Annotated in this window: 11 protein-coding genes; all 11 read left to right on the plus strand. The window is 45.7% G+C overall.

Going from position 1 to position 15083, the window contains the following annotated elements; genetic code table 11:
* Positions 1-369 precede the first annotated feature (369 nt).
* The 11 genes from DW830_RS02460 to tsf all read left to right on the plus strand — a co-directional run bounded on the left by DW830_RS02460 (position 370) and on the right by tsf (position 15026).
* Positions 370-2187 carry a site-specific DNA-methyltransferase gene (locus DW830_RS02460; RefSeq protein WP_119248739.1) on the plus strand — a complete coding sequence of 606 codons (1818 nt, stop codon included), beginning with the start codon at positions 370-372 and terminating at the stop codon, positions 2185-2187.
* 4 nt (positions 2188-2191) lie between these two features.
* Positions 2192-5281 (plus strand): type III restriction-modification system endonuclease, encoded by a 3090-nt coding sequence (locus DW830_RS02465; protein WP_119248740.1) that lies wholly within the window; start codon positions 2192-2194, stop codon positions 5279-5281.
* Positions 5282-5507: 226 nt separating this feature from the next.
* Positions 5508-5960 (plus strand): hypothetical protein, encoded by a 453-nt coding sequence (locus tag DW830_RS02470; protein ID WP_158573414.1) that lies wholly within the window; start codon positions 5508-5510, stop codon positions 5958-5960.
* Between the two features lie 340 nt (positions 5961-6300).
* A complete protein-coding gene (locus DW830_RS02475; RefSeq protein ID WP_147487180.1) occupies positions 6301-6843 on the plus strand; it encodes a hypothetical protein in 543 nt (180 codons plus the stop codon).
* A gap of 394 nt (positions 6844-7237) precedes the next feature.
* Positions 7238-8347, plus strand: coding sequence for a phage antirepressor (locus DW830_RS02480; RefSeq protein ID WP_233544344.1), 1110 nt, complete (start codon positions 7238-7240; stop codon positions 8345-8347).
* A 17-nt stretch (positions 8348-8364) separates the two neighbouring features.
* Entirely contained in the window at positions 8365-10830 is a 2466-nt protein-coding gene (locus tag DW830_RS02485; protein WP_119248743.1) for a hypothetical protein, read from the plus strand.
* A 57-nt stretch (positions 10831-10887) separates the two neighbouring features.
* Entirely contained in the window at positions 10888-11466 is a 579-nt protein-coding gene (locus tag DW830_RS02490; protein ID WP_233544345.1) for a DUF5675 family protein, read from the plus strand.
* A 671-nt stretch (positions 11467-12137) separates the two neighbouring features.
* Entirely contained in the window at positions 12138-12599 is a 462-nt protein-coding gene (rplM, locus tag DW830_RS02500) for a 50S ribosomal protein L13 (RefSeq protein ID WP_119248745.1), read from the plus strand.
* A 10-nt stretch (positions 12600-12609) separates the two neighbouring features.
* Positions 12610-12996: a 30S ribosomal protein S9 gene (gene rpsI, locus DW830_RS02505; RefSeq protein WP_089544421.1), complete on the plus strand. Its 387-nt coding sequence runs from the start codon at positions 12610-12612 to the stop codon at positions 12994-12996.
* A gap of 156 nt (positions 12997-13152) precedes the next feature.
* Complete coding sequence (gene rpsB, locus DW830_RS02510; RefSeq protein ID WP_119248746.1) at positions 13153-13923, plus strand: 30S ribosomal protein S2; 771 nt, start codon at positions 13153-13155, stop codon at positions 13921-13923.
* Positions 13924-14030: 107 nt separating this feature from the next.
* Positions 14031-15026, plus strand: coding sequence for a translation elongation factor Ts (gene tsf, locus DW830_RS02515; RefSeq protein WP_118312030.1), 996 nt, complete (start codon positions 14031-14033; stop codon positions 15024-15026).
* Positions 15027-15083 lie beyond the last annotated feature (57 nt).

The raw sequence follows: 15083 nt of genomic DNA on the forward strand, positions 1-15083 counted from the left end.
ATCTCTCAAAGGTGTACCTGCTTTGATTGCTTCTCTTGGATAATGACCTGTAGGGATCAATACCATCGAAAAACACGCTCTATTAGTGTTCATATCGGCCATTTTAAGCCCTTATGACGAATTGTTTAACATAAACTAAAATTTTAAGATGAAAAAAGATATGCCTTAGAGGGGCTTAGGTGGAGTCGTGATAGCGGTTCTGCCCTCTATGATACACCCCCAAACGGCCGTTCTCGGACGGGCTGGGGGGCAAAACGTGTAGTTAATTTTGACGTACTTCGCCAGCTTCTTGGTGACAACGCAGTAGAAGATGCTCCTGAGGCATACGAGTTCAACTGGGTTGGCAAGCAGGCAGCTCGTGCCGAAGTTTTGAAGCCTATTAAGAAGACGCTGCGTCCTGTAAAGGAGGATAGCGTGGATTGGGACAACACCCAAAACCTTTATATTGAGGGAGATAACCTCGAAGTGCTTAAACTTCTCCAGAAGTCTTATCTGGGTAAGGTAAAGATGATTTATATTGATCCGCCTTACAATACAGGTAGTGATTCTTTCTTATATCCTGATGATTATACTATATCTTCGAATGATTACTCGATTCTGTCTGGAGATATAGATGAATTTGGTAATCGTTTTAGAAAAAATCAAAATTCTAATGGAAGATTCCATTCGGATTGGTGTTCTATGATATATAGTAGACTTCTCGTTGCAAACTCATTGTTATCCCAAGATGGTGCTATATTCATTCATATAGATGAAAATGAAGTACATAATTTACTAAAAATATGTAATGAAGTTTTTGGTGAATCAAATTTCGTCAGTTTGGTTTCTGTAAAAACTAAAGTTGGTGGTGTCTCTGGTAGTTCGGAAGGAAAAACTTTGAGAGGAACTACCGAATATGTGTGTTTATATGCAAAGGATAAAACAAATTTTGTAATGAATCCTGTATTCATAAAAACGAAATTATTTTCTCGAATTAAAAGTTATGAGGAAGAAGGTAAAAGCTGGAAGTATACCTCTATTATATCAAAATTAGAAGATAAAGTGTTAATCAAAGAAGATTCTTCTAAAGGAATGAAATATTTTGGATACAAGTCTCTAGAGACAATGTCTATAACAGCGTTTGCTGAACAAAATCATATATCTGTAGAAGATGTTTATAATAAGTATGCTAATAAAATCTTCCAAACAACAAATGCCCAGAGTAGTATACGTAAAAGTGTTATGAATGAGACTATGGGATTAGATTATCCAATGGTTGGTTGTGAATATATTCCAATAAAAGGGAAAAATGAAGGTAAGCGTATCGAAATACTCTACAAAGGAGAACAAAGAAGAATGATGATGTTCTTGTCTGATTATGTTGAACGTATCGGAGATGAGTACTATTATTTAGATCGTGTTTCAAATTTGTGGGATGATATTGATTACAACAATCTTTCAAAAGAAGGGGGGATTGAGTTTTCTAATGGTAAAAAACCAATAAAGTTAATTCAAAGAATGATAAGTCTTACCACAACTCAAGACGATATCGTTATGGACTTCTTTTCTGGATCTGCTTCTACGGGACATGCAGTTATTCAGCAGAATGCCGAAAAAGAAAAGAACCTTAAATATATTATGGTTCAAATAGAGGAGCCAATTGATGAAACCTCTCAATCTTCTAATGAACATTTTTCAACAATCTGCGAATTAGGCAAAGAACGTCTTAGAAGATCTGGAAGAAAAGTTAAGGAGCAGTTTCCTTTAATGGCGCAGAATCTCGACACCGGCTTCCGTGTCTTCCGTCTCGACGAAGGCAATTACGAAGACGTAAAGCGTTCTCCAAAGGAATTCAAGCAAGACCAGCTCGATCTGTTCCTGAACAATATCAAGGCCGACCGAAACGACCTCGACCTGCTCTTTGGATGCATGCTCGACTGGGGTGTTCAGCTCTCTCTGCCTATGACTCAGGAGGTGGTGGATGGTAAGACCATCTATATCGTGAACGAGGGCGACCTGGTGGCCTGCTTTGCCGAGAACGTATCAGAAGACGTAGTAAAAGCGATGGCAGACAAGATGCCTTTGCGTGTCATTTTCCGTGATAGCTGCTTCGCTCAGGATGCCGACAAGATAAATATCTACGAGACCTTCAAGCAGAAGCTGGATTGGAGCGACCAGGAAGTAGTGAAGAATATTAGAGTGATTTAAGCCTATGAAACTCAGATATAAACATCAACGTTTCCAAACCGAAGCGGCGCTGGCTGTGGCTAATGCCTTTACTGGTCAGCCAAAAAGCGACGGACTGAGCGACCATATCGTGGACCAGGGAGTTAATCAAGACCTTTTTGTAGTAAAAGGCTTTGGCAACAAGAACGTTATCCTCGCCCCGGAAGCCGTCTGCGAGAATGTAAGAGCTATACAGACTGAGCAAGGGCTGAAACCGGTTGAGCAGCTGCAGCAGCTGCAAGGCGTAGGTACCGCCCTCACCATCGAAATGGAGACGGGTACGGGTAAGACCTATACCTACATCAAGACCATGTATGAACTGAATGCCCGCTATGGCTGGACCAAGTTTGTGGTGGTGGTGCCAAGCATCGCCATCCGAGAAGGCGTATTGAAGAGCTTTGAGAGCATGCAGGAGCATTTTGCTCAGGAATACGGAAAGCGCATGCAATACTTTATGTATAACTCCAAACAGCTCAGTAAGATAGATGCTTTTGCCAGCGATGCCGGTATGCACGTGATGATTATTAATACCCAGGCATTCAACGCATCTATGGATGAAGAGAAGTCAACCGATAAGATGGAGAAAGGCAAGTTGAAGAAAGCTGATAAGGCTGCCCGCATCATCTTCGAGCGCCGTGATGAGTTCGGCTCTCGCCGTCCTATCGACGTGCTGGCACAGACCCATCCTATCATGATTATCGATGAACCTCAGTCGGTATTGGGTGTGGACAAGAAGAACAAGACCCGTAAGGGTATTGCCATGTTCAAGCCGCTCTTTACCCTTCTGTATAGTGCCACCCACCGCAAGGGTGATATATATAATATGGTGTATAAGCTGGATGCCATCGATGCCTACAACCAGAAACTGGTGAAGAAGATTGAGGTGAAGGGTATCAGACAGATAGGCAGTACCGCCACCAACGGCTACGTCTATCTGGAGGAAATCGTCATCGGCAAGGGCAATCCGCAGGCTCGCATCAGCTTCGACATCAAGACGCAGACCGGTACGAAGCAGGTTAGCCGACTCGTGGATGAGCGATTCAACCTGAAGGAGCAGAGTGGCGGACTTGCCGAGTATGACAATAACTTCATCGTAGAACGCATAGACGGCAGGCAGGGCTTCGTCCGCTTTCTCAACGGTCTGACTCTGCATGAAGGCGATGCCGTGGGCAGTGTGAACGAAGACTATATCCGTCGTATTCAGATTCGTGAAACCATCCGCACCCATCTGGAGCGTGAGCGCCAGCTGTATGGTCAGCATATCAAGGTGCTCAGTCTGTTCTTCATCGACCATGTGGATAGCTACAAAGTCTATGATAGTGAGGACAGCAAGGGTAAGTATGCCAAGATGTTTGAGGAAGAATATACCCGAGTGCTTTCAGAAATGCTGCCATCATTTACGGATGAAGCCTATCTGCGCTATCTTTCAGACCCTCGCAATGCGGCATCCAAGGTGCATCAGGGCTACTTCTCCATGGATAAGAAGGGCAAGGCGGTGGAATCGAAGGAAAAGCAGGGAGAGAATGAAGAGCGTGCCTTCGACCTGATTATGAAGGATAAGGAGCGCCTGCTTTCGTTGAACGAGCCTGTCCGCTTCATCTTCTCGCACTCCGCCCTGAAGGAAGGTTGGGACAATCCTAACGTGTTCCAGATATGCACCTTGAAGAACTCGGATAATGAAACCAAGAAGCGCCAGGAAGTGGGTCGAGGTATGCGCCTTTGCGTGAATCAGAAGGGTGAACGCCAGGATGCGGATGTATTGGGCGACCATGTGTTTGATACCAATATCCTCACCGTGATAGCCAGCGAGAGCTATGATGATTTCGCCAAGAAACTGCAGACGGAAATGGCAGAAGACTGTGCCGACCGACCAATCATCATCACAGCCAACCTTTTCGAGGGCAGGTCTTATACAATGGCAGATGGAACCAATGGCAAGTTTGACGTCAATCAGGCAAGAGCTATCTATAATGCCCTCATCCGTAAAGATTATGTGGATGATAACGGTGTTTTGACTGCTCAGTATTTTGAGGATAAGCGCAATGACAGGCTCGACTTCGGTAAGGCTAATGATTGGAGGGAGGGCATTATTGCAGCCCTTGATACCGTCTTTGATCCTGCGGCTGTAAGACCGGAGAATGGTAGAAAGCCTAAGCTTGCCAAGTTGCAGAAGGACAATTTTGCCAAGAAGGAGTTCCAGAATCTCTGGAAGCGCATCAACCGCCGCACCTACTATCAGGTAAGCTTTGAAACTTCTGGTCTTGTGAAGAAAGCCATCGAGGAACTTGATGAAAAGTTGAGGGTTACGGAAATCCGCATCGTGGTAGAAGGCGGTTCGATGGATGAAATCAGAGACAAGGAGTCGCTTGAAGCGGGCGTGGCAATGAATCTGGGCGATGTGCGGACCATCCATGTAACGGAAGCTGTGGGCAAGGAAGTGACATACGACCTGATAGGTCAGCTGGTAACGGCTACGGGGTTGACAAGAAAGACCATCGTGGAAATCCTGAAGGGTATCAAGCCGGAAACATTCAGCATGTTCAAGATGAATCCGGAGGAATTCATCATCAAGGCTGGACTGATCATCAACGACTGCAAGGCTCTTGCCGTTATCCAGTGTATTACATACGAGAAACTGAATGATGAGTTCTCTACCGACATCTTTACGGTGGATGCTCTGCGAGGCAAGTTGGGTATCAATGCCATAGAGTCAAAGAAGTCGCTCTACGACCTCGTAGTGCTCGACAGTATGGGTGTAGAGAAGAACTTTGCTGAGTCTCTGGAGCGTCAGGATGACGTGGTGGTTTATACCAAACTGCCTCGTGGCTTCTACATCAACACGCCTATGGGCAAATACAATCCCGACTGGGCTGTGGCATTCCGTGATGGCAGCGTGAAGCATGTTTATTTTGTGGCAGAAACCAAGGGTAATGATATCCAGGGTTCACATCTGCGAGGCATCGAGGGAAGCAAGATAACGTGTGCCCGCAAGCATTTTGCAGCCATCAGCGAGAATGGTTACATTTACGATGTTGTCAAGGATTATCAGGAATTGTATAATGCCGTGACGAAATAGCTGTGGAAATGGTAATAGAATTACCTACCCATCCATAAAAGTCGAGGAGAGGAAGTGTAGTGCTAAAAATGCTCACTTTCTCTCTTTTTTTCTTTTATTTTGTAGTAAAATAAAAATAAAATATTAATCTTTCTGAAAAACGCTCACGCATATTATTCGTAGGTGTGACCTGCGTTTTACTAATTCAATTATTAGTTGTAAATTCGCATAAATTTACATTAAAATGTTGAATGTAGGAGAACATAGAAGAGTGTTAATGCGTGAAAATTTAGCTCAGCTAGATGATCGGATTGATTGGATACAAGAAGAGTGCATCATCTTGTATCTCAACTCTTTAATAGGTGAGAAAGGTGAACAGATATCAGCATATCAGTTTTCTAAAATCACTAATATCAGGCTTTCTACAGTAACCGGAATACTGAATAGAAAAGTAAGGTTCCGATCTTATCAGCAGAGAAGATGGTGCTGCTGTATCCTATATAATTGGGATAGAATCGTTGATGAATTGATCAAACGACATACGGCGGAAGGTAAGAAGTTTGACAAGAGTCAGTTTGAGAAGAATTTCAATGAAGCTTTTTCGCAGTGGATTACTTTTGCGAGAGACTTGAAGCAACTTAACAAATTGGAAGCACATATAGCAAAATACCAAAAGCTTTTTGTGCCTAAAAATAAATAATGAATAACAATAACATTTATCTAAAAAAATCAACATGAAACGAACTAATACACTTACCTAGGGAAGACTTGTCTACCGGCATCGAGGATGCCACCCTAAGAAGCTCTCCTTGGCTATTCTAGTCTAGCCCTCCGCGTACCAATTAGAGGACCATATCAAGTTTTAGTAATAATTTAAACTACTTAAGATATGGATAGAATATCATTTTTTAGAATTATCCGTTTTTTGTGTAAAAACGGTGGTGTTTGCTTGTACAAGAATGTTGTGTATGTACAGTCTAATAGCAAATATATAGAGAATAATTACGAGAATTCTGATGAAGACACAAAACCACATACTGATGAGTAGAAATTTCCATTTTGCAGGTTCCGTAACCTATATAGAGAACTATTATGAGAGTCATGAACATCAACATAAGGATTCCGATGATTCTTCTGAAATGAAGAATGATACCGATGAAGTTGTTTTTGAACAGAGTGTTAAGGTGAAGTGTGCTTCATCTTCTGCGGGAAGAAGTGCCGAGAATCTCTTTTCTACTCCTGAGGGTGAAAAGGATGTGGGGCTTACGGGGAAGATGGCGGATGCTTTTGTGAAATATCTCAAGCTGCATCATATTTCAGACAGTCAGCTTTCCACTTCCGATGGTTTGTTGAACAAGAGTGTGGTGGCGTTTTTCCAGCGTTGGTCTAATCAGGGCTATGTGAACGCTGGTGTTCCTAATGGTTCATCCATTACTCGTTTTCTGCACGATGATTGTCATCTGGAACTGGGTGTTACCCAAAAGTCGTATGGCAATTATATCAGAAAGAAGATCAATGACGGGAATGTAGATTATGAGGTAGAGGGTTTTGTGGAGGATTTCGCAAAGTCTCACAATATATAGAATCTTGCGCCGAATGATAGACTTCATTTGACGTAAAGAAAATAATTATATCTCTATAAAGTATTGATATAGAGGGGCAAGATGATGGTTTTGCCCCTTTCTTGTTTCCGCCGAATTCAATTTGGCGCATTCGGCGGATAAGGCGTAACGGAGTATTCTTTCTACTTTTGCCCCAGATTTCAGAACGATACCGGTTCTGAGGTCTGGGGCTTTTGCGTTTTCTATCGCCAGGATGCTGGGATAGGTTTCCTGCCATGTTGTAAGTGGCGCAGCGTATCAGCCCATCGGTCTTTGACAAGGTTGATACATTTTTTTATTGTGGAAACTTTTAGTGTTTTTTTAACGAAGGTATCCATCGGGTACCTTTTATATATTTACTTAATTTTTTTTGCTTATGATGAATTCAAAAATTCAGAAGGCAGAGGATGGCAAGAATGCCGGCTCTGCCAAGAAGAGTGTGCAGACTGGTAAGAAGGTGGCTGACAAGAAAGAAGCCAACAAGAAGCAGGCTGCACAGGTGGCTGTTTTTGAGAATCCGGAGTTCGGAACGGTAAGAACCGCTACTGATGAGAAGGGCGAGCCTTGGTTCTGTGCGAAGGATTTGTGTGATGTGCTGGGATATAAGAAATCGTCAGACTCTGTAAAACAGCATGTTAGGTATGATGATACCATGAAACGTGGTGTATGGGTAGAGGTGGGCAAGAAGAAGGATGGGACTCCTGCCAAACGTTTAACGCAGATGATCTTCGTAAACGAGAGCGGCTTCTATGCTCTGGTGCTGGGTTCGAAACTGGCTTCGGCGGTGAAGTTCAAGGATTGGGTTACCTCGGTGGTGCTGCCGCAGATTCGCAAGACGGGCGGTTATATCCCGGTGCACGAGGGGGAGAGCGAGGAGGAGACGATTCGCAATGCCGAAGAGATTCTCCGTGCCACCCTAAAGAAGAAGGAGGAACTGCTGGAGCAGCAGAAGAAGCTGCTGCATCAGCAGGAGGTACAGTTGGGGCTTGACAAGAAGCTCATCGGCGAGCAGGATGTGGAAATCAGACGTCTCAACGGCGTGCTGGATGAGCAAACGAGATGGGCTTCCATCCAGGGCGAGAACGTCATCAACCTGGAGAAGCAGGTGGATGGGCTGATGCCGAAGGCGATCTACTCGGATAATGTCTTGGATTCCGTTTCCTGCTTCACCACCACCCAGGTGGCGAAGGAGCTGGGGATTACGGCGCAGGAGCTGAACCGCTCGCTCTGTGCCCTGCATATCCAGTATTACCAGAGCGGGCAGTATATGCTCTATGCGGAGTATGCGCACATGGGACTGGCGAAGAGCCGCACCCGATACAATGCCTTCCTGGATCCGAAATGCGATGGCAGAAAGGAGAAGATGGGCAAGGCGGTTACGCATACCTATCTGGTATGGACCGAGAAGGGCAGGAAGTTTATCCATGATCTGGCCCACAGATTCTGGGAGCTTGCTGAACTGTATGAGGTGAAGAATTTGGGATAATCATTAAAAATGGAAATATGGCGATAAAGCAACAGGTAATGGCTTTAAATCCGGCACGCAAGGGCAATATGGGAAGATTGAATTCTTCCCAGCCCCTGTATGTCTATGACACCCTGATAGCACAGCCGTGGCTGAAGGGTGTGATTGCGCAGATACGTGGGGAGAAGGCTATCCCCGGCGTAGATGCTGGTGATGAAAAGGCGGTGAAGAAGGCACGCGAGGGGCTGAAAAGACAGCTGCCTATCCGTGCCATTCATTATTCCAAGTTCAGGAATAATCACCGCTCTAGTGAGGATGCGGTGCCTGAAAGCTTCCTCTTTCAGACTACCATCGATGTGGATGATGTGGATTATGTGGATGCTGCATTGGAGAAGGCTCGTGAGCTGAACTGCAGCAACACGATATGGAAGGGGAAGCTGCTGCATCTGGAGTATTCGGCTAGAAAGAAGCTGCATATCGATATCCGTATGCCGATGGGTATGACCATCGAGGAGACGCAGAAGGCGTATTGCGAGGCGGCTGGGATTCCCTACGACAAGAGCTGCATCACGCCGGAGAGAATCATCTTTATCACGGATAAGGACTCCGAGATTTATCGCTCGAAGGAGTGGTATGGGGTGCTGCCGGATGAGGAGATTCAAGCCCGCAGAGAGGCTTTCTTGAAGCGTGGGCTTACTATTGATGGAAAGGGGACTCCTTCTGGCGCTGCTATTCAGCCTGCCCAACCTGGTAATAGCCATCGTGCTGATGATGATTATATCAGCCATACTGGAGGTTCTCAGAAAGCTGGCGGACTGGCAGCCCAAGAAGCAGAAAGTGCCAGTGAGAAGAATCTCATAGCCTTCGACCTCTTCCAGGATTCCGCAGGCCTCAAGGGGATGAATATCGATACCATCGGGTCAAGGCATTCTTCCCTGCTCGCTATTATGAGTGCTGGCGCTTCTCGTGTGATGAGTGAGGAGGACCTGATGAAGGTGGTGGCGAGGAGAATGCCGAGCTATTATCAGGAGAATGATTGCCATCAGCTGATTCACGATTTCTATGCGAAATATGGGGATAGCTCCAAGCCGTTTTCGAGGGATGTGATTCGTATCAATGCTACGGCTGAGAAACAGGCTAGCGGAGCTAATCATACAGCTCAGGTTTCCATGTCGCGAGTTCAAGGTAGCAAAGATGAATATCCTGCTCCGCCACCCATGCCCAAGAAGCTTCCCAAGCTCGTGGAACTCCTTGTATCCAAGACTCCGGAGATTTATCAGCCGGCTGTGGCACACGCCATTTTCCCTCCGCTGGCTACCCATCTCTGGAATACCAGATTCAGATATATCGACAATGTGGAGCACGAAGCCACCCTGATGACCTGCCTCCTTGCAGGCACAGGTGCAGGTAAAAGTTGTGTGCAGATGCCGATTTCGATGATCATGGAGGATATCCGTAAGCGTGACCAGGAAAACCTGAAGCGTGAGAAGGACTGGAAAGAGGAGATGATGCGTAAGGGCGCCAACAAGGATAAGCGCAAGAGACCGGATAATCTCATTATACAGGAGATAGATGCGGATATGACCAACCCTGCCTTCGTGATGCGTACGGCAGAAGCCAAAGGCCACTTCCTCTATACTTCGCTCAACGAGATTGACCAGTTTGATGCCCTGAAAGGTATCGGCAACCAGCATTTCCGTATCATGTGCCTCGCCTTTGACCCGGGTAATCAATATGGACAAACACGAGTGGGAACCCAAAGTGTCACCGAGCGAGTAACCGTACGTTTCAACTGGAATGCCTCTACCACCATCCAGAAGGGACAGCGTTATTTCTCCAAGGTGCTGACCGACGGTCCGCTGAGCCGAATCAACTTCTGCACCATTCCCCAAAGAGAAATCGGCGATAAGATTCCAGTGTATGGCACCTACGACGATCAGTTTCGCAAGGAGCTGAAGCCCTATATCGAGAACCTCTGTATGGCTACCGGTTTGATAGATTGCCCCGAGGCTTACCGCTTGGCTGAGATTCTGAGTGAGGAGAATGCGGATTTTTCGCAGGTTACCCAGAACAGAATCTACGAGAACTTCACGTTCCGTGCCAACGTGATAGCCTATCTCAAGGCGTGCGTGCTCTATGTTGCCAACGGCTGCAGATGGGAGCCGGAAATAGAGGATTTCATCCGCTGGAGTGAGCGTTACGACCTGTGGTGCAAGATGCGTTTCTTCGAGGAGGACATCCAGAAGGCGAACAATGTGGGCGAGCATTCCAACAAGCGTGGTCCTTCCAATCTTCTCCAGTCGTTGCCGGATACGTTTACCGAGCAGCAGGTGGTGGAGGCTCGTGCAGCCCTGGGACTCTCGGAAGAGGGGACGGCGCATCTGCTTTCTACCTGGGTCTATAGAAAATACGTGAAACGTGGCAGCGATAACTGTCACAATAACAGTTATCACAGTTTTACGAAGCTGAAATACAGATGTGATGGGCAGGAATTGAGTCAGTAAACCGCCGATGCTTATGATTCACACATTTTAGTCATTCATTAAAATTCTGAATTACTTATGGAAATAGTTTTAGAGCGTATAGCTAAGAAGAATACTTATACCATCGGCCGACTTTATCTGTTGGCTGATGGTGATGTGAAGCGCAAGGTTCTTTCCGGCAAGACAGCCGGTGACAAGCGCAGTTTTGAGCATAGTTTCGATATGGAGAAGTTGTCTAGGGAGAGTTACTTCTGTGACACCCTGGAGCCAACCTGGCGCAACCTGAAGGGGATAGAGCTGAAGCCGGAGGAGGAGAATGCCCGTTTCAGCAGAGAGAGCGGCAAGGTGGCGAGAAAGATTCCGGGCCATACCGCCATCCCCGAGGGTTCGTATCGTGTACTTATCACCAAGTCGCGCCGATTCAAGAAGTGGCTGCCGTATGTGCAGGGTATTCCCGGTTTCGAGGGCATCCGCATCCATGCCGGCAACTATCCCGACGATACCCAGGGCTGCATTCTGGTGGGCGAGAACCGGGTAAAGGGAATGGTGGTGAACTCCCGCATCTGGCTCCATCGTCTGATGAATCGCATCATGCAGCGGAGAATCAAGGGGAAGGTATCTGGATTACCGTCATCTAATGAAGGGATAGTTTCATAGATATGGTAGTAATCGTATTTTTAAGTTCTTTTTCTTTAGATTTTGACCTTGAAAAAAGATGAGTTAGGTGGTAAAAATCGTTTAGGGAGGGGTAATTTTGGCTTAATATATGCTGAAAAAATAGATTTTGCCCCCATATATGATAAAAATTACCCCCTAGCATACGGTTTTTGTTGTACCTTTGCATCAGAAAAAATAAAACGGCGTTGTGAAACGCTTTCATCATCTTTTACTTATACAAGAATAACAATGGGGTTTCGATAGGGGTATCGAAATCCCATTGCTGTTTTTATGCCCTCATATACCTTATTATATATAGAGAACCAAATGGTTTTTAGAGAGAATATTTTGTTTATACTGTGGATGCCCCGGCAGAATGATGCTTGGGAAATGCAAAAAGCCATAAAAACGGATGGAAATAACAAAACACGACAAACTAAGTTAAATTATTATAAAAGATAGGGACTGCGGCTCGTAACTTACACATAATCAAATAAAAATGTGTAATTTTGCAGTCCGATTATTTCGGGGATACACTTAGAGTCCCCTGGGTATGGTGTGTTAATAGCACATCCTGTGGCCGGGATTTGCGGTTAGTGAATCACCTATCCGAAAATTAAGTGAGTAAGAAAAGATTAAAACGTTTTTTAGTAGTAAATTTAAATTTTAAAATGGACACATTAAGTTTCAAGACTATCTCTGTTAATAAGGAGACAGCTAAGAAAGAGTGGGTTGTAATCGATGCAACAGACCAGGTAGTAGGTCGCCTTTGCTCAAAGGTAGCTAAGTTGCTTCGTGGTAAGTACAAGCCAACTTTCACTCCGCACGTAGATTGTGGTGACAACGTAATCATTATCAACGCAGCTAAGGCTGTATTCTCTGGCAAGAAGGAGACTGATAAGGTTTACACACGTTACACTGGTTACCCTGGTGGTCAGCGCTTCAATACTCCAGCTGAGTTGCGCAAGCGTCCTGATGGAATGGACAAGATCCTCCGTCACGCAGTTAAGGGTATGTTGCCAAAGGGCCCTCTCGGTCGCTCTTTGATGGACAACCTCTTCATTTACGATGGCACAGAGCACAAGCATGAGACTCAGCAGCCAAAGGCAATTGATATTAACCAGTATAAATAATTAAGGTAGAATGGAAGTAATTAATGCAATTGGTCGCCGTAAGAGCGCTGTAGCTCGTGTATACCTCTCAGAGGGTACAGGTAAGATCACAATCAACAAGAAAGATATTGAGACATATTTCCCATCAGCAATCCTTCGCTATGTAGTAAAGCAGCCATTGCAGTTGCTCGAGGCTGAGGGTAAGTATGATATTAAGGCAAACCTCGACGGTGGTGGTTTCACCGGTCAGAGCCAGGCTCTCCGCCTCGCTATCGCTCGCGCGCTCGTTAAGATCGACGCTAACGATAAGAAGGCATTGAAGGATGCAGGCTTCATGACACGTGACTCACGTGCTGTAGAGCGTAAGAAGCCAGGTCAGCCAAAGGCTCGTCGTCGCTTCCAGTTCAGCAAGCGTTAATCTTATACATATTTTTATTATATATTCAGATTATTATAGCTGAGCTAACAAGTTTAGTATCTAAATCGGTGAGATTCCATTAATCGGGGACTACTCATCGACTGATTCTAGCTAGAATTCAAAAGAAAGTAAACAACATTTAAACAAGAAAAGACAATGTCAAGAACAAATTTTGACCAGTTACTTCAGGCAGGTTGCCACTTCGGACACCTCCGTCGCAAGTGGAATCCAGCAATGGCTCCTTACATCTTCATGGAGCGTAACGGTATTCATATTATCGACCTCAACAAGACTGTTGCTAAGGTTGACGAGGCTGCTGAGGCCCTCAAGGAAATCGCCAAGACAGGTAAGAAGATCCTGTTTGTCGCTACTAAAAAACAAGCTAAGGATGCAGTTGCCGAGAAGGCAGCTTCTATCAATATGCCATACGTAAACGAGCGTTGGGCTGGTGGTATGCTTACCAACTTCCCTACAATCCGTAAGGCAGTTAAGAAAATGACAAACATCGACAAGCTGTTGAACGATGGTACATTCTCTAACCTCTCAAAGCGCGAGTTGCTGCAGATCAGCCGCCAGCGTGCTAAGTTGGAGAAGAACCTCGGTTCTATCGCTGACTTGACCCGTCTCCCAAGCGCACTCTTCGTTATCGACGTAATGAAGGAGCACATCGCTGTTAAGGAGGCTAACCGTCTTGGTATCCCTGTGTTCGGTATCGTTGATACCAACTCAGATCCAAAGAATATCGACTACGTTATCCCAGCTAACGATGACGCTAAGGACTCAGTAGAGGCTATCCTCTCTGCAGTTTGCGGTGCTATCGCTGAGGGTCTTGAGGAGCGTAAGGCTGAGAAGGCTGACGACAAGGCTGCTGCAGAGCAGAAGGATCAGCCTAAGAAGAAGGCTGCTCGCAAGGACGAGGCTGAGTAATTAGGCAAACGAAAATATACTGGAGCCATTGATTCTGTTTTATGATTCGATGGCTTTAGTACTTTTAAACCAAAGATTATTATTAACTTTTAATATTAGAAAATATTATGGCTGTTTCAATTGAAGATATCAAGAAACTTCGCGCTATGACTGGTGCTGGTCTTGCTGACGTTAAGAAGGCACTCACAGAGGCTGAAGGTGATTTCGATAAGGCAAAGGAGTTGCTCCGTGAGCGTGGTCTCGCTATCGCTGCAAAGCGTTCTGACCGTGAGACTTCTAACGGTTGCGTTCTCGTTAAGAAGGTTAACGATTTCGCTGCTATCATCGCTCTGAAGTGTGAGACTGACTTCGTAGCTAACGGTGCAGACTTCATCAAGTTGACATCTGACATCCTCGACGCTGCTATCGCTGCAAAGGCTCAGACTCTCGACGAGGTGAAGGCTTTGAAGATCGGCGACTCTGATGCTCAGGCTGCTGTTACACAGCGTTCTGGTATCACCGGTGAGAAGATGGAGCTCGACGGCTACTGCGTTCTCGAGGGTGAGAACATCGAGGTTTACGACCACATGGGCAAGCACACTCTCTGTACTATGGTTCAGCTCAACGAGAACAACGAGGAGGCTGGTCACAAGGTAGCTATGCAGGTAGCTGCTATGCGCCCTGTAGCTCTCGACGAGTCTTCTGTTTCTGAGGAGACTAAGAAGACTGAGCTCGAGGTGGCTGTTGCCAAGACTAAGGAGGAGCTCGTAGAGAAGGCTGTTAACGCAGCTTTGAAGAAGGCTGGCATCAACCCAGCTCACGTTGACTCTGAGGATCACATCGAGAGCAACACCAAGAAGGGTTGGTTGACTCCTGAGCAGGCTGAGGAGGCTCGCAACATCAAGAAGACTGTAGGTGAGGAGAAGGCTGCTTCTTTGAACCCAACTATGATCCAGAACATCGCTAACGGTCGTCTGGCTAAGTTCTTCAAGGAGAACTGCCTCGTTGACCAGGAGTTCCAGTTCGGTGATGGTGACAAGCAGACTGTTGCTCAGTACCTCGCTTCTCAGAGCAAGGATCTCAAGATCACTGCTTACAAGCGCTTCACACTCGTTGCTGAGTAATCATTTTGCTCATCGCAACCATTAATTTGACTTATAGTTAAATTAGAATATCCGGGA

This window comes from Prevotella sp. AM34-19LB, from assembly GCF_003468525.1.
Taxonomy (GTDB): domain Bacteria; phylum Bacteroidota; class Bacteroidia; order Bacteroidales; family Bacteroidaceae; genus Prevotella.